The sequence below is a fragment of the Peptoniphilus rhinitidis 1-13 genome (genome assembly GCF_000246925.1).
In the GTDB taxonomy this organism is placed as follows: domain Bacteria; phylum Bacillota; class Clostridia; order Tissierellales; family Peptoniphilaceae; genus Peptoniphilus_A; species Peptoniphilus_A lacydonensis.
Genome location: NZ_BAEW01000007.1, coordinates 57,347 through 75,582 on the forward strand (window position 1 = coordinate 57,347; position 18,236 = coordinate 75,582).

At 29.6% G+C, this 18,236-nt stretch carries 19 protein-coding genes; 14 read left to right on the forward strand and 5 right to left on the reverse strand.

Going from position 1 to position 18,236, the window contains the following annotated elements; all coding sequences use genetic code 11:
• Positions 1-18: 18 nt before the first annotated feature.
• The 6 genes from RH95_RS05725 to RH95_RS05750 all read left to right on the forward strand — a co-directional run bounded on the left by RH95_RS05725 (position 19) and on the right by RH95_RS05750 (position 5,019).
• Complete coding sequence (locus RH95_RS05725; protein WP_026038597.1) at positions 19-948, forward strand: ABC transporter permease; 930 nt, start codon at positions 19-21, stop codon at positions 946-948.
• Positions 949-955: 7 nt separating this feature from the next.
• Entirely contained in the window at positions 956-1,798 is an 843-nt protein-coding gene (locus tag RH95_RS05730; protein WP_010245823.1) for an ABC transporter permease, read from the forward strand.
• A gap of 1 nt (position 1,799) precedes the next feature.
• The gene (locus RH95_RS05735) at positions 1,800-2,756 is read left to right on the forward strand and encodes an ABC transporter ATP-binding protein (RefSeq protein ID WP_010245826.1); all 957 of its coding nucleotides are present in this window, start codon (positions 1,800-1,802) and stop codon (positions 2,754-2,756) included.
• A 4-nt stretch (positions 2,757-2,760) separates the two neighbouring features.
• A complete protein-coding gene (locus tag RH95_RS05740) occupies positions 2,761-3,555 on the forward strand; it encodes an ATP-binding cassette domain-containing protein (RefSeq protein ID WP_010245829.1) in 795 nt (264 codons plus the stop codon).
• A gap of 77 nt (positions 3,556-3,632) precedes the next feature.
• Positions 3,633-4,181, forward strand: a complete 549-nt coding sequence (locus RH95_RS05745) for a metallopeptidase family protein (protein ID WP_010245832.1) — start codon at positions 3,633-3,635, stop codon at positions 4,179-4,181.
• Positions 4,174-5,019, forward strand: coding sequence for a DnaJ domain-containing protein (locus RH95_RS05750; protein WP_010245834.1), 846 nt, complete (start codon positions 4,174-4,176; stop codon positions 5,017-5,019). The genes RH95_RS05745 and RH95_RS05750 overlap by 8 nt, the downstream gene beginning before the upstream one ends.
• Positions 5,020-5,110: 91 nt before the next feature.
• Here the strand turns inward: RH95_RS05750 and RH95_RS05755 are convergent, their stop codons facing one another.
• The 3 genes from RH95_RS05755 to RH95_RS05765 all read right to left on the reverse strand — a co-directional run bounded on the left by RH95_RS05755 (position 5,111) and on the right by RH95_RS05765 (position 8,105).
• On the reverse strand, positions 5,111-5,872 hold the full coding sequence (locus tag RH95_RS05755; protein ID WP_010245837.1) for a hypothetical protein: 762 nt from the start codon (positions 5,870-5,872) through the stop codon (positions 5,111-5,113).
• A complete protein-coding gene (locus RH95_RS05760; protein ID WP_010245840.1) occupies positions 5,865-6,434 on the reverse strand; it encodes an RNA polymerase sigma factor in 570 nt (189 codons plus the stop codon). The genes RH95_RS05755 and RH95_RS05760 overlap by 8 nt, the downstream gene beginning before the upstream one ends.
• Before the next feature lie 105 nt (positions 6,435-6,539).
• Positions 6,540-8,105 carry an SH3 domain-containing protein gene (locus tag RH95_RS05765; RefSeq protein ID WP_010245843.1) on the reverse strand — a complete coding sequence of 522 codons (1,566 nt, stop codon included), beginning with the start codon at positions 8,103-8,105 and terminating at the stop codon, positions 6,540-6,542.
• 135 nt (positions 8,106-8,240) lie between these two features.
• Here RH95_RS05765 and RH95_RS05770 point away from each other — a divergent pair, with 135 nt between their 5' ends.
• Positions 8,241-9,143, forward strand: a complete 903-nt coding sequence (locus RH95_RS05770; protein WP_010245847.1) for an alpha/beta fold hydrolase — start codon at positions 8,241-8,243, stop codon at positions 9,141-9,143.
• A complete protein-coding gene (locus tag RH95_RS05775) occupies positions 9,144-10,082 on the forward strand; it encodes an NAD(P)-dependent oxidoreductase (RefSeq protein ID WP_010245850.1) in 939 nt (312 codons plus the stop codon).
• 13 nt (positions 10,083-10,095) lie between these two features.
• Here RH95_RS05775 and RH95_RS05780 read toward each other — a convergent pair whose 3' ends face one another.
• Complete coding sequence (locus tag RH95_RS05780) at positions 10,096-10,653, reverse strand: chromate transporter (RefSeq protein WP_010245853.1); 558 nt, start codon at positions 10,651-10,653, stop codon at positions 10,096-10,098.
• Positions 10,646-11,206, reverse strand: a complete 561-nt coding sequence (locus RH95_RS05785; RefSeq protein WP_010245856.1) for a chromate transporter — start codon at positions 11,204-11,206, stop codon at positions 10,646-10,648. Before RH95_RS05785 ends, RH95_RS05780 begins: the two co-directional genes overlap by 8 nt.
• Positions 11,207-11,284: 78 nt before the next feature.
• Here RH95_RS05785 and proC point away from each other — a divergent pair, with 78 nt between their 5' ends.
• The 6 genes from proC to RH95_RS05815 all read left to right on the forward strand — a co-directional run bounded on the left by proC (position 11,285) and on the right by RH95_RS05815 (position 18,234).
• Positions 11,285-12,049, forward strand: a complete 765-nt coding sequence (proC, locus tag RH95_RS05790; RefSeq protein ID WP_010245859.1) for a pyrroline-5-carboxylate reductase — start codon at positions 11,285-11,287, stop codon at positions 12,047-12,049.
• 19 nt (positions 12,050-12,068) lie between these two features.
• The gene (locus tag RH95_RS05795; RefSeq protein ID WP_010245862.1) at positions 12,069-12,635 is read left to right on the forward strand and encodes a DJ-1 family glyoxalase III; all 567 of its coding nucleotides are present in this window, start codon (positions 12,069-12,071) and stop codon (positions 12,633-12,635) included.
• 229 nt (positions 12,636-12,864) lie between these two features.
• Entirely contained in the window at positions 12,865-14,013 is a 1,149-nt protein-coding gene (locus RH95_RS05800) for a cation diffusion facilitator family transporter (RefSeq protein WP_010245865.1), read from the forward strand.
• Positions 14,014-14,022: 9 nt separating this feature from the next.
• The gene (gene trkA, locus RH95_RS05805) at positions 14,023-15,423 is read left to right on the forward strand and encodes a Trk system potassium transporter TrkA (RefSeq protein ID WP_010245869.1); all 1,401 of its coding nucleotides are present in this window, start codon (positions 14,023-14,025) and stop codon (positions 15,421-15,423) included.
• On the forward strand, positions 15,413-16,867 hold the full coding sequence (locus tag RH95_RS05810) for a TrkH family potassium uptake protein (protein WP_010245872.1): 1,455 nt from the start codon (positions 15,413-15,415) through the stop codon (positions 16,865-16,867). The genes trkA and RH95_RS05810 overlap by 11 nt, the downstream gene beginning before the upstream one ends.
• Entirely contained in the window at positions 16,867-18,234 is a 1,368-nt protein-coding gene (locus RH95_RS05815) for an NAD-binding protein (protein ID WP_010245875.1), read from the forward strand. Before RH95_RS05810 ends, RH95_RS05815 begins: the two co-directional genes overlap by 1 nt.
• The last annotated feature ends 2 nt before the right edge of the window (positions 18,235-18,236 follow it).

Here is an 18,236-nt window from a genome sequence, read left to right on the forward strand (position 1 = left end):
CAAATGAAAGGATTAGATATGACAAAATATATTTTAAAAAGACTTTTAATATTAATACCCACACTTTTAGGTGTGAGCTTTATAGTATTTCTTCTTCTATATTTATCACCAGGAGATGCAGCTCTTGCAGTTGCAGGGCCTGACGCTACAAAGGAAGCTGTAGATGCCATAAGAGAAAGCTTGGGTCTTAATAGACCTTTTATTGTACAATATGGAAGTTATTTAAAAAATTTAGTTTTCCATTTTGATTTGGGAACTAGTTACCAATCAGGGAAGTCAGTATCAGAAGCACTTCTAAGAGTATTTCCAACGACTATGAAACTTGCAGGTGGAAGTCTTGTTATTGCAATAGTTTTTGGAATTGCTTTTGGTATAATTGCAGCTTTAAAGAAAAATACTATTGTTGATTCAATAATAACAACTATTGGTATGATTGGACTTGCAATGCCAATTTTTTGGTCAGGGCTTCTATTAATAATTATTTTTTCAACAAAACTTAGAGTTCTTCCTGCTTCTGGATTTTCTTCTATAAAGCACATGATACTTCCATGGATTGCTTTGGGATTTCAATCTTCTGCAGTAATTATGAGAATGACAAGATCAGCTATGCTTGATGTTTTGGACAAGGACTATATTAGAACTTCAAAAGCAAAGGGTCTTAAAAAATCAAAAATTATTTTTGTTCACGCACTTAAAAATGCTATGATTCCTGTTATAACAACTATTGGGCTTCAAGCAGGTGGACTTTTAGGTGGAAGTATATTGACTGAAACAATTTTTTCTATTCCTGGTATTGGAAGATTAATGGTGGAGTCAATAAAAACTAGAGATTATCCAACTATTCTTGGAGCAATAATGCTTATTGCAATAGTTTATTCTCTAATTTCAATTGTAGTTGATATTTTATATGGATTTATAAATCCTAGAATAAAGTCAGAGTACAAGTAGGTGGGATATGAAAAAAAGACTAAAAAATTTTTTTAAATATTATAGCAAAAATAAAGTTGCAGTAGTAGCTCTTGTAATTTTAATTTTAATAATTATTGTTGCAATTTTTGCAGATGTAATATCTCCCTATGATTATACAAAGCAATATCCAAAAGAGAATTTTTTAAAGCCAGGAAGCACGCATTTAATGGGAACGGATAACTTTGGCAGAGATATTTTTTCAAGAGTTTTACATGGTGCAAAAGTATCCCTTAAGATTGGATTTACATCTGTCATAATTTCAACTGTGATTGGAGTAATAATTGGAGCTTTTGCTGGATATTATGAAGGAATTTTTGATGCAATTATAATGAGAATTATGGACACTATTTTATCCATACCACAACTAGTTCTTGCAATTGCACTTGCAGCAGCACTTGGAGGAGGAATGAAAAATTTAATTTTAGCGGTTTCACTTTCTTCCATACCAAGTTATGCTAGAATTGTTAGAAGTCAAGTTCTATCAGTGAAGAATCTTGAATATGTTGAAGCTGCAAAATTATCTGGTGTAAAAACTTTTAAATTAATTTTTACAGAAATTCTTCCCAATTGTTTTGCACCAATAATTGTTCAAGCAACAATTGGAGTTGGAACTGCGATTTTGTCTGCAGCTTCTCTTTCTTTTATAGGAATGGGAATTATGCCGCCAGAGGCAGAGTGGGGTCAAATGCTTTCAGAAGGAAGAGCGTATATTAGAAATTATCCGTATATGACATTTTTTCCCGGACTTGCAATTGCAATAACAATTTTAGTTTTAAATGTTGTTGGCGATGCTCTTAGAGATGCCTTTGATCCAAAATTCAGGAGGTAGTATGTTATTAGAAATAAAAGATCTTGAAGTGTTTTTTAAAAGTTCAGATGGAATTGTAAAAGCAGTAAATAAAGTAGACTTAAATATTTTAGGTGGAAAGACAACGGCAATTGTAGGAGAAAGCGGATCGGGAAAATCTGTTACTTCACTTGCCATTATGGGGCTTCTCGATAAATCTTCCATTGAAAAGATTTCCGGAGAAATAAATTTTGAGGGAAAAAATCTTTTAGAACTTTCAGCAAAAGAGCTTAGACATATAAGGGGAAATGAAATTTCTATGATTTTCCAAGAGCCAATGACTTCTTTAAATCCTGCATTAAAAATTGGATACCAAATGTCCGAAGTTTTTAGGACTCATTTTAATATGGACAAAAAAACTGCAAAGGAAAAGTCTGTTGAGATGATAAAAAAAGTTGAGATAGATAGAGCAGAAGAAATTTATAATTCTTATCCTCACGAACTTTCTGGTGGGATGAGGCAAAGAATTATGATTGCAATGGCACTTTCTTCAAATCCAAAACTTTTAATAGCAGACGAGCCCACGACGGCTCTTGATGTCACAATTCAAAAAGAAGTTTTGGAATTAATGAAAAAATTAAAGAAAGATATGAACACTTCAATTATTTTTATAACTCATGATTTGGCTGTTGTTTCTGATATTGCGGACTATGTGAATGTAATGTATGCAGGAAAAGTTGTTGAAAGAGCAAGTGTAGAAGAAATTTTTGAAAATTCTCTTCACCCTTATACAAAGGGATTAATAAAATCAATACCAAGTGCACACAAAAAAAGAGAAAAACTTTATTCTATAAGAGGTGCTGTTCCAAATCCAATTGGCCTAAAGGATTGTTGTTATTTTTGTGACAGATGCGATAAAAAAATGAAAATTTGTGAAGAGAAAATTCCAGAAGAAATTGATATAGATGGCCATAAGGTCAGTTGCTTTCTGTATGGGTGATGTTATGAAAGATAAAAAAATATTACAAGTTATGAATGTAACTAAAGAATTTAAGAAAAAAGATAAAATTTTAAAAGCAGTGGATAATATTTCCTTTGATTTAAAAAGTGCTCAGACAATTGGAATTGTTGGAGAAAGTGGATCAGGAAAATCTACTCTCGCAAGATGTATAATGGGTCTTTATCCTGATGTAAGTGGTAAAATAATTTATGAAGATAAAAATATTTTAGATTGTAATGAAGAAGATTTGCGAGATTACAGAAAAGATGTGCAGATGATTTTTCAAGATCCTTATTCGTCTTTGAACCCTAGAAAAAAGTGTGAAGATATAATTGCATCGGGAATAATAAATTTAAATCGTGAGAAAGATAAGAAAAAAATTCAAAAAAAAGTTTTGAAAACTATGGAGTTATGTGGTCTTTCAAAGTATCATATAAATAGATATCCTCACGAATTTTCTGGAGGACAAAGGCAGAGGATTTCAATTGCAAGAGCTCTTGCCGTTGATCCAAAAGTAATTGTTGCAGATGAACCGACATCAGCATTAGATGTTTCAATACAGGCACAAATAATAAATTTATTGGAAGATTTGCAGAAAAATCTTGGCCTTGGGATTATCTTTATATCCCATGATCTTTCTGTTGTGAGATATGTTGCAGAAGAAGTTCTAGTGATGTATCATGGAAAATGCGTGGAGTATAATGAAACCGAAGAAATTTTTGAAAATCCAAAAAGAGATTATACGAAGAGATTATTGTCTTCAGTTCCTGGTGAAAAGCTAGTCAATTTAGATGTATAAAATTTTTTCTTAGGTATTATAAAAGTAATTGTAGAAAGCTGTAGAATACTACAGTTTTTTCTATATAGAGGTGAATTATGTCAAAAGATTACATAGATAATGATTTTGAAGAAGATAATATTTGCAATGAAAATTTTTATGATTTCGATGAAAGAAGTAATTTAAATATTTCAAAAGAAAATAATATAAATTTTGAGGTGAATATTTGCGATGAAAATTTGAAAGATCCCTCTTATTATGATGAATTTTATTTGGAAAGAATAGATGAAGTTGAAGAAATTTTAGAAGAAATCTGCGAAAGTATTCCAACTTATGCCTATGAAAACTTAAATGGTGGTATAATCTTGACAGAAGAAAAAAAGTATCATGATGAATCTACTAAGGAAGATCTTCTCATTATGGGTGAGTATCAAAGGTCTGTCATAGGTAGATTAATAAAAATTTATTATGGGTCTTTTATGGAAATGTATAGATATGCATCAAGAGAAATTTTAAAAGAAAAGTTAGAAGAAGTTTTGCTTCACGAGTTCACACATCACTTGGAATTTTTGGCAAATGAATGGGAACTTGTCATTGAAGATAATAAATTTATAGAAGAGTATAGAAAAAGGAAAGATAATGAATAAAATTTTAGGATATTTTTACAAAGGATTGGGTAAACTTTTTGACCTAATTTTGACTTTTTTGATAGTAATAGTAAATATTGCAGTGGATTTGTTTTCTGCTATTAGAAAATTTTTCTTGTATGTAATTTCCATGGGCGGATGTTTGATAATACTTTTATTGTTAAATCCCTTTGCGTGGCAAGGACTTTCTCAAAATAAATGGCTCTCTACAATAATTATATTGGCAATTGTAGTGCCACTTCTCGGGAATGTGTCAGAATCTTTTTTAAAGTATATTCACTACATGGTGACAGAATTTTTCTATGACAGGGCAGATCACTATCTACTTGGAAAAGAAAATGAATTTGAAAATATTTCTGGATATGGTAGAGCATATTGGGAAAAGAAAGAAAGAGAAAGGTTAAGACAAGAAGAGGAAAAGAGAAAACAAAGAGAAGAAGAATTTAACAGACGCTTTAGAGAGTTTGGAGGATTTACTTGGACAACTTTTGATGACTTTTCACAGTTTGACGAATTTTTTAGGCAACAGGGCTATGGAGGATATTATAATGGACAAGGTGCAAACTATGGAAACAGTCATGGAAATAGTAATTCATCACAAAACACAAGTTATGGATTTAAAGATCAATATGAAAAAGCTTGTGATACTCTTGGCATAAATTATAATGCAGACAAGTATGAAGTGAAGCTTGCATATAGAAAAATGGCAAAGAAATATCACCCAGATTTAAATAAGGAACCAGGTGCAAAAGAAAAATTTCAAGAAGTAAATGCAGCTTATGAATTTTTAAACGACTCTAATATTGAGATGTACAAGAAAATGAGTGGGGCAAATTAATTTTATGCAAATATAGAAAAAAGGACCAAGGCGGTCCTTTTTGTATGCTTTGAAGTTTCTAATATTTATTCAAATTATATCTTTTTAAAATTTATTTAATTATATCTCCTACCATATCAAAATATTCATTAACGTCCATATTTTCGTCGGCCATCATGGAATACTTAAGTCCATTGTAATCAAAAATTAAGTGTTTTGAAACAGATTTTAATCTTTCATGTGACGTGTCTCCAATTGCTATGGTAAAGAATGGATCATTTTTTGATCTTTCAAGTTCTTCTGCTGTTGCGTCATTTTCATCTGATATAAATAAGCTTTCAAGCTTTGAGTAGTAGACAGGAGTACCTTTTATTTCTCTCATTTCTTGATATTCCTCTTTAGAAATAGGTGTGGAAGCTTTATCGATTGATAGTATGATTTCTCTTTCAGCATCGTTTTTATAAGTTATAGCGATTTCTTTTCGCTTGTTTAATTTTGAGCCAGCATCATCTATATCTTCTGTATCAACCATCGTAATTCCATCAAACTTATATTTACCTAAATTTTCTGGAACATTTGCATCAAAACCAGCTTTCTTTTCTGCCTTAGCCATATCAGTGTAATTTGTGTAGTTATAATATGAACTTGAAGATGATATTGTTCCAGTTATTTTTCCTGCTGCGAAAACACCCATTGAAAGTACAAGTGCTCCACAAACTATTAATAAAACTTTTTTATTTTTCATTTTAAAATCTCCTTTCCTTTCTGTCGACTTAATTTCTAAGTCAATTTTATTTTTAATGAAATCAGAAGGAAAAGTATCTTCTACACTTTCATTTAATTTATTTTTTATATACTCATCAAAATTATTCATAAATACTCTCCTTCTCACTGTAATTTTGGTCTATTTTTATTAGTTCTTTTTTTAAGTTATTTCGAGCTCTAAAAAGTCTTGATTTGACAGTACCCTTAAATGTTCTTAAAACTTTTGCTATTTCTTCAATAAATAAGTCGTCATAATAAAAGAGAACAATAACTTCTCTTTCCTTTGGCTTGAGTTTTAATAAAGCTTCCTCAATTTCGTTTCTTGTTGCAAATTCGTCCTCGCCCTTTGAATCTATGTCTAAATCTACTTTATTTAAAATAAATTCATCTGGGAATTCTTTTTTTCTTTTTTTATATCTAGTGTAGCAAGAATTTTTTAGTATTGTAAAAATCCAAGGTCTTAGTTTTTCTTTGCTTGACAAGTTATTTATATTTTTGTAAATAGAAAGGAAGGTTTCTTGAAGAACATCTTCCGCATCTTCTTTATTTCCCAGTATGAGAAATGCACTCCTATATAGCATAAGGTGGTATTCTTCATAGAGAAGATCAAAGGAATCTTTATCGCCGGCTTTTAAGTTTTCAAAAAAATTATCTGTAATTACTTGGATCATGTACTCCTCCTTTCACGATGCATCTACTTATAAGACTTTTGTAAGCGTAAAAAGGTTCATTATTGAGAAAATAAAAAAACCTCCTTAGAGGAGATTTTAAAAATTTTAATTTAAAGTTTTATCAGATATCCAACCTTTTATATTTTCGCCAGATATTTCACTTTTAACTTCGACATTGCACCAAATTCTTTCGCCCTGTTCGATTTTTGTATCTAATATATATAGTTCAGTATTTTTGTCTAAAATTTTAATAATTGCAGAATCTACGCTAGGTTCTTCTCTCAAGTTTGCTTTTTCTGTTGCCACATTTTTGTAAGTGTGCAATAGTTCACTTGCTTTTTTGGCAGTGGCAGCTGCATCTTTGTAATCAGTTTCCTTTTCAAAGTTTTCTTTTTGATTGTTAACTTGATTTATGTCAAAAGCCCTATTATTTTCAATTTCTTTTCTTAAATTAATGGCTTTTGCAGACTCTGGCACAACTTCAATATAATTATCAAGTAGATCTATCCCTTTACTAACATTGCCATCTTTCACAGCAATTCTCGCATCAGATAAAATAATATTTTCTATAGACAAAAGTTTGTCTTGAGCATTTGTATAATTTTTTTCGTCTTCTTGTATTACTTTTTTAAAATTGTAAGCTGCATCAATATAATTTTTATTATTGTAAAGAGAAATTCCCTTTTGAAAATATTCATCTGATTTAATTAATTTTTTTAAATTTTCCATTTCACTTGAAACTTCTGGATTGGATTTTTCTTTTGTAGCATCTTTATAAATTGCAAGAGCGGATTTATAATTGCCACTTAATACAAGGTTTCTTGCATCTTCAATTTTACTTTCATTTCTATTTTTTGTAGTTATATTAAATACAAATAAAAAAACAAAGGACAAAAAAACAATTAGTATTAAAGAAAAAAGAAGCTTTTTTATGGGGAAACTTTTAGTGTTTTTTTGACTTATTTCATTAGTTCTGTCAATTTTAAGATTTTTAGCGTTGGGAGCAATTTTAGATAAATTAGTTTGAGTTAAATGTGTTTCTAAAGTTTTTAAGTTTATATCAGAAGATGATTTTGTGTGCTCTATTACATTTAAGATTTTAGAATTTATCAGAGGTTCTGTTAGATTGTTTAGGACAAAGTTTTTATTTCTGCCACAAAAGTTGCACTCCTTAGATTCCTTTTCATTTATAAAACCACAAGTACAACGCCAGAAGTCAATATGATTTTCACCATAGGTTTTTATACCATCTCCAAGAGTTTCCTTTATTTGTGTGTGTTTCCTTTCGGGGATTACGGGAAGATTCATCTCATGGTTTTTCTCTGTTATGTTGTGAATTTTTCCGTCAGAGGTGTATTTTGTGATGTAAATATCTATAGCTCTTGCATCGGAAAATCTTTCATCTAACAAGAAGGGATCTAGATAATATCTTGTGTAGGGTTCTATTTCTACGTTTTGTGAAAAATAAAATTCGCTGCCATTAAATAAGTAAGATTTTTCTATCGATTTAAATTTAACGGCAAATTCAATATTTGTTACATAAGAGTCTGTAGCATTTAATATATCTATTGCGATGGCAAAATCTCCACTGGTGAGTTCTGCATTTGCAATTTGAATTTTTTCTTTTGTATTAAAACTAAGTTTAGTTGGCAAAGTTCTAAAAAAACTCATAAAGACTCCTTTCGATTTATAGATTAATTATAGTATACCTAAATAATTTTTACAATATTAATGCTATTTACTAAATTATAGTTTTAGAATATAATTTAAATATAATAATATGTAACCTATTTTAGGGGGCGAAAGATGAAATTAAAGGAAAATTACATAAATATAAATGGTGAATCAATTTTTTATCTCTGTGGTGGAGAAAAAACAGATGAAAAAATTTTATTTGTCCACGGAAATATGTCTTCATCTTCTTGTTTCATAAATTTAATAGAAAGTTTAGATGGATTTGAGGTTTATGCACTTGATATGAGAGGATTTGGAGAAAGCTCTTACAATAATAAAGTGCAGTCAATTTATGATCTAGTAAGTGATCTAAAGAAATTTATTTTAGACCTAGATTTAAATAATTTCACTTTAGTATCTTGGTCTTTTGGCTCAGGAATTGCTCTTGAAATTTCAAGAGATGATTTAATAAAAAAAAGAATTAAAAATGAAATTTTTTTAGCACCGGTGGGATATTCACCTTTTAATACTAATGGAGCTGACATTCTTACTAATAATTTTCAAGAGTATCTTTCAGACTTTGACTTTTTAAATCCTGAGAAGAATTTAGAAATTTTAAATAATTTTATGCATTTTAATCTCAGTTTAATTGAAGAAAGTTTTAAAAGTATGGGTATTAATAATAAAAAGTCTACAATTGATATTATAAAAATACTTTTTAAAACCTTTATATATAATGTAAATCTTCCAGATAAAAAAGAATTTGACAGGAATGTTTTAGCAGCATCAAAACAGAAAAATTTAGAGGATATAGCATCTATTCTAAGAAATTATGAATATTTTGGAAATAATTTAAAAATAAATAGCATTGTGCTTCACGGTTATGATGATAAAGTTATTTCTTATATGGATGGAAAATTTTTGGCACAAAAGATAGGTGCGTCTTTTAAAAAATTAGACGATTGTGGCCATTCAGTCATGACAGATAAATTTGACGAGGCTTTAGAAACTATAAAAAAATTTGCGGAGGAATAAATGAAGGTTTTGCTTGATACTTATCTTGAAAAAGAATATGGAAAAGTGATAGAAAAATTGGGATATGAAGTAGTTTCCTTTGATGGGAAAAATCCAAATAAAAGAGAAGATTATGGTGAAGATATTTTAATTGGAGCGAGTTTTTTAGATAAATTAAATTACAAAAATCATAAAAATTTGAAATATATATTTTTGACTTCTGTTGGAATTGACTTTATGGATTTAGATTATATTGAGAAAAAGGGAATAATTTTATCAAATAATAAGGGGGCTTATGACGATCCTATCTCTGAGTGGATTGTCTATGGGCTTTTACAAGTGGAAAAAGATGACAGAAAAAATATAGAAAACCAAGACAAAAAGATTTGGGAAAAGAGAAATTTTTCATTTAATCTATATAATAAGAAAACATTGTTTATGGGGACTGGAACAATTGCCGTTGCGGGGGCAAAAAGACTTAAAGGTTTTGATATGGAATTAAATGGATTTAATACTAGTGGAAGAAAGGTAGAGCCTTTTGATAATGTATATTCCATAGAAGAGCTTGATAAAATTATAGATCAAATGGATTATATTATAATGTGTCTTCCAGAAACGGAAAAAACTCATCATATTTTAAATAGGGATCGTTTTGAAAAATTAAAAGATGGAGTTGTAATAGTAAATATTTCAAGAGGTGCCACAATTGATGAAAGTGCACTAATAGATGCTATTAAATGTGGAAAAGTAAAGGGAGCTGCACTAGATGTTTTTGAAGAAGAACCATTGAGTGGAGATTCGCCTCTCTGGGAAATGTCAAATGTGTATATTTATCCCCATATGTCATTTTCTTGCGAAGATATAGAAAAGAGGCAGTTTGATGCAGCTTATCACAATTTAAAAGCATTAAAATATGATGGAGATTTTAAAAATATAGTGGACTTTGACAAAGGATATTAATAGAGAAAACCTACTAAATAAAATTTAAGATATATTTTGTTGCTATTCCAATGGCAGCACCTAGACCTATTAATTTGAATAGGTCTATTTTTTTTGTATATAAAATAAAGCCAACTATAAAAGAAATAAGTGCAGATATACTCATACCGTCAATTTGAAATCCTTCTGGAAATACTGATGACTTAAATAGTTTTAATGTTGTTATAAAAATAAGTGACACAACTCCAGCTTTTATACCGAGAAGAGAATAGTCCATAATTTTAAACTTTTTATTTTTACTAAATAAATAATATCCAAGTACCATCATCAAAACAAATTGTGGAAGGACAAGACCCATTGTGGCAACAATAGAGCCAATTATTCCATATACATTTTGACCTACAAAGGTTGCAGAATTAATTGCAATTGGTCCTGGTGTCATCTGTGAAATTGAAATTAAATCTATAAATTCCCTAGTTGTGATCCAGGCGTTTTGCTCTACAACATATTTTGATATTAGAGGAATTACTGCATATCCACCGCCAAATGCCAAGCATCCGATTTTAAAAAATATTAAAAATAAATTAAGCATTTTTATATCTCTCCATTACGCTAAAATAAGAAATACCTGCAACTGCACAGAATAAAATAATTAATCCTGTGTTTATATCTGTAAAAAATCCAACTAAGAATACTAAAACTAACATAAAAATAGTGAAACGTGGATTTTTTTGGTATGAAGCTTTTCCCATTCTAAAAACAGTTATAAATAAAACAGCTGAAATTATTCCGCTAATACCTTCTAGGGCTGCGTTTATAAAAAAATTAGATTTAAATTCTTGATAAAAATTTGAAATCACAGATAAGATTATTAAACAGGGTAAAGATGATGCTATAAGACAAGTTACAGCACCAATAGGTCCTCTCAAATAATATCCTGTCAAAACGGAACAAGATATCGCCATTGCACCAGGACCACCTTGAGAGATGGCAACTATATCCATCATTTCGTCTTCTTCAATTAATTTATAATCTGATACAAAAATGTCCTTTATTACAGGAACAATTGTATAGCCACCGCCAAAAGTTATGGCGTTAATTTTAAAAAATGTCAAAAATAATTTTGACAAAGAAATTTTTTTCATTAAATCACCTAATTAATTATAGCACATAAATGAAAATTTATATAAATTCGTGTATAATTAAGAAAAGGAGTGATTGCGATGAAAATGGGAATAATTGGACTTGGGAATATGGGATCTGCCATGGCAAGCGGGCTTTTAAATAATGAAATAGAAACTTTTTTATACGATAGAGATGAAGAAAAAAAAGAGACTTTTAAAGATTTTAAAAATGCTAAGATTGTAGATTCGGAAAATGAAGTTGTAAAAAATTCTGATGCAATAATTTTAACTGTAAAACCCTTTGTATATGATGAAGTTTTGGAAAAAATAAAAAAAGATATTACAGATCAGATTATAATTTCGGTTACATCAAGTTATGATTTAAAAAAATTGGAAGAAAAGCTTCCTGGGAAAAAATTACTTATGGCAATGCCAAATACACCTGCAAAGATTTTAAATTCTATGACTGGAATTTGTCCAGGGGAAAATATATCTCGTGAAGAATTAGAAGAAATTAGAGAAATTCTTTCTTCCTTTGGGGAAACAGAAATTGTTGAAGAAAAAAATATAAAAATTCACGAAGCAGTGTGTGGTTGTATGCCTGCCTATGTTTATATGTTTATAGAAGCAGCAGCAGATGCTGCAGTTTCACATGGAATGAAAAGGGATGTAGCTTATAAATGTATATCGCAAGCTGTATTGGGATCTGCAAAATTAGTAAGAGATAGTGAACTTCACCCAGGAGTGTTAAAAGACCAAGTTACAACACCTGCTGGCACAACTATTAAGGGCTTAAAAAGTTTAGAGAAAGATGGTTTTAGATCAAGTATAATAAATGCAATTGATTCTATAATGGAAAAATAATTTTTCTTAGGAGGATATTATGAAAGATTTATTAGTATTTTTAGCAGATGGTTTTGAAGAAATTGAAGCGCTAACTGTTGTAGATATTTGTAGACGTGCTGGACTAAAAGTTGACACAGTTTCTATTACTGACAGATACGAAGTAAGAGGAACACATGATGTAAAAGTAATTTCTGATAAAAATTTTGATGAAATAAATATAGAAGATTACAAGGCAATGTATATACCTGGAGGACAACCGGGAGCTACAAATTTGAAAAAAGATAAAAAAGTAGTTGAGTGTGCAAATTTATTTAATGATGAAGAGAAAAAAATAATTGCAATTTGTGCAGGACCACAGGTTTTAGATGCAGCAAATCTTTTGAAAGAGAATAAATTTACCTGTTATCCAGGAGTAGAAGAAAGCTTAAAGGTAAAAAATCCATTGGATGAAGCAGTAGTGGAAGATGAAAATATAGTGACAGCAATGGGGCCAGCACTTGCGATGCTACTTGGAATAAAAGTTGTAGAAATATTAGATTCAAAAGAGAAGGCAAAAGAAGTAGCAGAAGGATTACTTCTTCCAGAACTTAAAAAATTTATTTAAACTTTATATTTCAAATTAAAATTACTTTGGCGAGGAAACTCGCCTTTTATTATTTTTTATAAAAAGACAATAATAAACTAAGAGAATAATAATATATTAATTTGTGAGTTTTGAGTAGCATATTTTCTTTGTCTTTAATAAAAAATATTCTAGTGCTATAATGTTTATAATTAGAGTATTTATTGCTATTTTCAAGTTGTTTTTAATTTTTTATTTTATGGAGATATAAATGTTTTGGAAACTCATTTTAAAAAGAGGTCAAAATAGCTATGGCTATGATAGAGTAAAAATATCCAAGGAAACTTCTTTTCTTGGATTAATTTCAAATATTTTAGTGGCTTTATTGAAAATAATCTTATATATTTTTACAGGCTCAATTTCTATTTTATCAGATGCTGTAAACAATATAACAGATTGTGTTAGCTCAATAATTTCTATTTTTGGAATAAAACTTGCATCTAAGCCAAAAGATAAGAATCATCCCTATGGTCATGGACGACTTGAATATTTGATTTCTCTGGTTGTTAGTGGTATTGTTCTTTCTGTTGGATTTCAATTTTTAAGAAGTTCTGTTTCTAGAATTATCCATCCTGAAAAGATTTTTTATCCAAAGTACACAATTGTAATTTTAATTATCTCAGTTATTGTTAAATTTTGGCAAGCGTCTTTATATTCTCATATAGCAGATGCTATTGATTCTGTGACAATTAAAGCACAAGAGAAGGATTCTCTTAGTGATACTTTGATAACTCTTGTGGTAATTATTTCTATAATAATTGAAAAATTTACAGAAAAGATTTTAGATGGATATGTTGGGGCATTAGTTGCATTATTTATACTTTATACAGCACTGTCACTTATTTACGAAACTATTTCTATAATATTAGGAAGAGGTTTATCTGAAGAAACAAAACATGAAATTAAATCTAAAGTTTCTAATTACGAAGGGATATCCAATGTTCACAATATTATGGTGACGGATTTTGGACCAGAAAATATTATCGTATTAATTGATGCTGCATTAGATTATAATCTAACTCTAGAAGAAGCCCACAACATTGTAGATAAAGTTGAAAGAGAAGTATCTAGGCTTTTGGGGATAAAGTTAGTTATACATGCTGATCCTCTAGGAAGTAGTAGTGCAATTATTAAATCTGTTTCAGAAGATTTAAAGAAAATTATAAGGAAGAGTTTGAATATTTATTCTTTTCACGACATAGTACTTGAAGATAATAAAATTTATATAGATATTGATTACAATGCTGATAGCATTGTAACTTCAGAAGAAAAAGATGCCCTAAAGGATGGGCTTGAAGAAAAATTAAAATCGCTTTATAAAGATTACGATTTTGAAATAAAATTAAATTCAATTTTTTAGGAGGAAGAGATGAAGGCTTTAGTTGTAGGTGCCGGGAAGTTAGGACATAGAATTGCAGCTTCGCTATTAGATGAAAATTATGAGGTAACTGTTGTAGACAACAATGAAGATGTAATTGAAAATATTTCAAATTCTCTAGATGTTTTTAGTATCTGTGCAAATGCTCTTGACTTTGGTGTATTGGAAGAACTGGAGATTTCTAATTATGATTATGTAATTGCAACGACTACAAATGATGAGGCCAATGTAATTTTATGTACAATTTCTAAAAAACTTGGAGCAAAATTTGCCATAGCAAGAGTAAGGGATCCAGAGTATAGAAAGCATTTAGATTTTATTTCTGAAGAACTTGAGATAGATAAGATTATAAATCCAGATTATGCAACGGCAAGATCAATTGTAAAGTATTTGATGAAAAGATATCAACTTTATTCTGATGAATTTGCTGGAGGAAAAGTTTCTCTAGTTGAATTTAATATTGGAAATGACCCTAATTTTATTGGGAAAAAAATAATGGATATTGAGAAAATAAATGACCTCCTTATTTCTGCAATTTCAAGAAATGGAGAAGCAATAATTCCAAACGGTAGAACAGTACTAGAAGAAAATGATGTAATAATTTTCGCTGGGAAATCAGAAAGTATTGAAAATTTTGACAAAGAGCACACAGGGGTAAATAGAACTAAATCACTTAGGAACACGATGATTTTAGGTGGTGGCAAGACTGGTCTTTATCTTGCAATGTTACTTTTAAAAGAAAATATTGAAGTGACAATAGTTGAAATAAATAGGGAGAGATGTCTTCAATTAAAAGAAATGGTTCCAGATGCAAACATAATAAATGGAGATGGAACTGATATAGCAATACTTCAAGAAGAAATGGTACACACTTATGATTCTTTTGTAGCTGCAACGGGAATTGATGAAGCAAATCTGCTTATGTCCCTTGTTGCAAAACAGACGGGAATTTATAAATCTGTTGCAAAAATTTCTAGGACAAATTATGACAAAGTTTTGGACAGGTTAGATATAGATGCAGTTTTTAATACATCTTATATAACTGCTGCTGAAATTTTAAAAGAAATTAGAGGGAAGAGTTCTCTTTCACTTCATTTACTTTTAAATGGGAAAGTGGAATGTATAGAATTAATTATAAAATCAAGTCATTTAGTTTGTGGAAAAGAAATAGAGAATTTAAATTTGCCTGATGGAGTTTTAATTATCGCAATAGTTAGAAATAAAGAAATGCTAGTTCCAAATGGAAAAACTGTACTTGAGTCAGGAGATAGAATTATTTTATTTTCAATGCACCAAATTGCAGCAAAAGTCCAAAAAATTTTTTCGTCTGAAGGTAGGTTAAGCGATGTGATTAAATCTTTGAAAGGCAGAGGAAAAAAAGATGAATTATAAATTAATATCAAAAATACTTGGTTATATTTTATTAATTGAAACTGCTTTTATGATGCCCTCGCTTATTTTGGGATATGTGGAAAATGATGGAAGTGCAAAGGGATTTTTGATTCCCATGGCAATAGCAATACTTCTTGGATTTCTTTTGTTAAAGTTAAAAATAAAAAAGAGAGCTCTTTCGCCCAGGGATGGAATTTTAATTGTAACATTGTCTTGGATTGTAGCATCTCTTATAGGTGCACTTCCTCTTTTTATAGCAGGCGATATGAGTTATGTAGATTCTTTTTTTGAAATCGTATCAGGATTTACAACTACGGGAGCATCAGTAATATCCGATATAGAATCTTTTCCAAGATCTGTAATACTTTGGAGATCTACAACACATTGGATTGGTGGAATGGGTATACTCGTTTTTACTGTAAGTCTTCTTCCAAGATTAGGAGTAGGTGGTTTTCAAATTTATAAAGCAGAATCCCCTGGACCAGTTGCAGGTAAAATTGAATCAACAATTTCTGGATCTTCTAAAAGACTTTATATTATATATATGATTTTGACATTGACACTTTTTATGTGCTTAATTTTTGCAGGCATGCCTATTTTTGATTCAGTAGTTCACACCTTTGGAGTTGTAGGCACAGGAGGTTTTTCTTCCTATGGAGATTCTCTAATGAGTTATAGTGGATATTCAGTGCACTTTATATTGTCTTTTTTTATGTTTTTAAGTTCGACAAGCTTTACAATTTATGCTCTTTTAGCAAAGAAAAAATTTAAAGAAGTTTTTGCAAATGATGAGCTTAAACTTTGGATAAAAATTATAGTTATATCAATTATTTTAATTACAATTGACTTATATCACAATGATTATACAGAACCACTTATGGCTTTTAGGGATTCAGCTTTTCAAGTTACTTCGATAGCATCTACATCTGGATTTGCCAGTGCAGATTATGATTTGTGGCCAAGCTTTTCAAAATTTATTTTGCTAATACTAATGTTATTTGGAGGATGTGCAGGATCAACTGGTGGAGGAATTAAAATTACAAGAATATCTCTACTTTTAAAATTGATAAAAAGAGAGATGAAAAAAGCTACGCATCCAAAAGCAGTACTGCCTGTAATTTCAGATGGGAAGTCACTTTCCGATGAAGTTGTACTTGGTATAAATGCTTATTTAGGAACTTATTTTGTAATTGCAATTTTATCTACGGCAATTGTAACACTCTCAGGAGTAGATATTGTAACAGGTTTTTCGTCTGTGGCAACTGCACTTTCAAATGTGGGACCTGGATTTGGAGATATAGGGCCAACAAAGAATTTTCATTTTTATAGCGATTTTTTCAAAATATATTTTAGTGCTTTAATGCTTCTTGGAAGACTTGAGTTTTTTACAATTTTAGCATTATTTAGCAAAAGAAGTCATAGAAAGGAAATTATAAAATTATAATGAAAATTTTAATTGTTGGTTCTGGAAAAGTTGGTTCTACAATTGCAAATACACTTAGTCTTGAGAAGTTTGATATAGATGTTGTAGATAGGGTAGAAGAAAATTTTGGAAATATTACAAATACTGTAAATAAAATAAAAGGCGACGTTTTAGATGAAAAGTTCATTCTAAAAATTAACCTTGATTCCTATGATTATGCAATAATTGCAACAGATAGCGATAAGACGAATTTAATAATAGCATCTTTATTTAAAGATTTAGATGTAAAAGTAATTCTCCGTCTAGACGATATGGAGAATATATCAGAAATGGGAATTATAAAAAATGCACTTCCCAATATTGTAAATATTTTTAATTGTAGCATTGAATGTGCCAAACTTGCCACAAAATTAATTGGATCTTCAAATTATTATGAAGCAGATTATTTTGGAAGAGGAAAAATTGAAGTCACAGGTCATTTAATTGATATGGATGAAGATTTTGAAAATTTAAAAATTAAAGATATAGGATCTCTTTCTACGATTTTAGTTGTGGGAATTTTAAGAGAAGGTGAATTGATTGTTCCAGATGGGGACACTATTTTAAAAAGAGGCGATTATATTTATCTTATGGGTCTATCAAAGGACATAAGGAATTTTAAATATTCTCATTTTGAAATAAAAGAAAAAAAGGAAGAAAGAGATATTGTTATAGCATCAGGCGATGAAATTTTTAATGGAATTATATCAGATTTAAAAAATGCAAATTTAAAAATAATTGAACCAAATAGAGAAAAATTTAAAATTTATAGAAAAAAATTTACGAGAGCTTTTGTAGTAAATAAAAGTTTGAGAAATGAAGAAATTTTTGAAGATGAAGGTATTTCTAAGGAAACAGTATTTATTTCTATGACGGATTCAGATGAATTAAATGTAGTGCTTGGTCTTTTAGCTAGGAATCATGGAGTTAAAAGAAATATAGTTATTCAAAATGAAAATAATTATAAAACTGTGTTAGAAAATCTTGGAATACACAGAATAATTGATCCAAAAGTAATTGTTGCAAATGAAATTATTAAGCTTATTAATAGTGAGATGAAGGTTTCTGTAAATTATATGTTTGGAGGAAAGGCTCAGGTTTATGAAGTAAAAATCCCAGATGATTTTATTTATATAGGAAAAAAATTGTCAGAAATTAATTTGCACAAAGAAGTTGTTATTGGAGGCATAATTAGATACGACAATTCTGCTGTAATCCCAAGAGGAAATACTAAAATTGAAAAAGGCGATAGATTAGTAATTTTTGCAACAGAAAATAGCAGAAAAGAATTGGAAGAACTAATTGATCCAACTATCAAAAAGAGTATTTTTGATTTTTTCAGGAGATGATA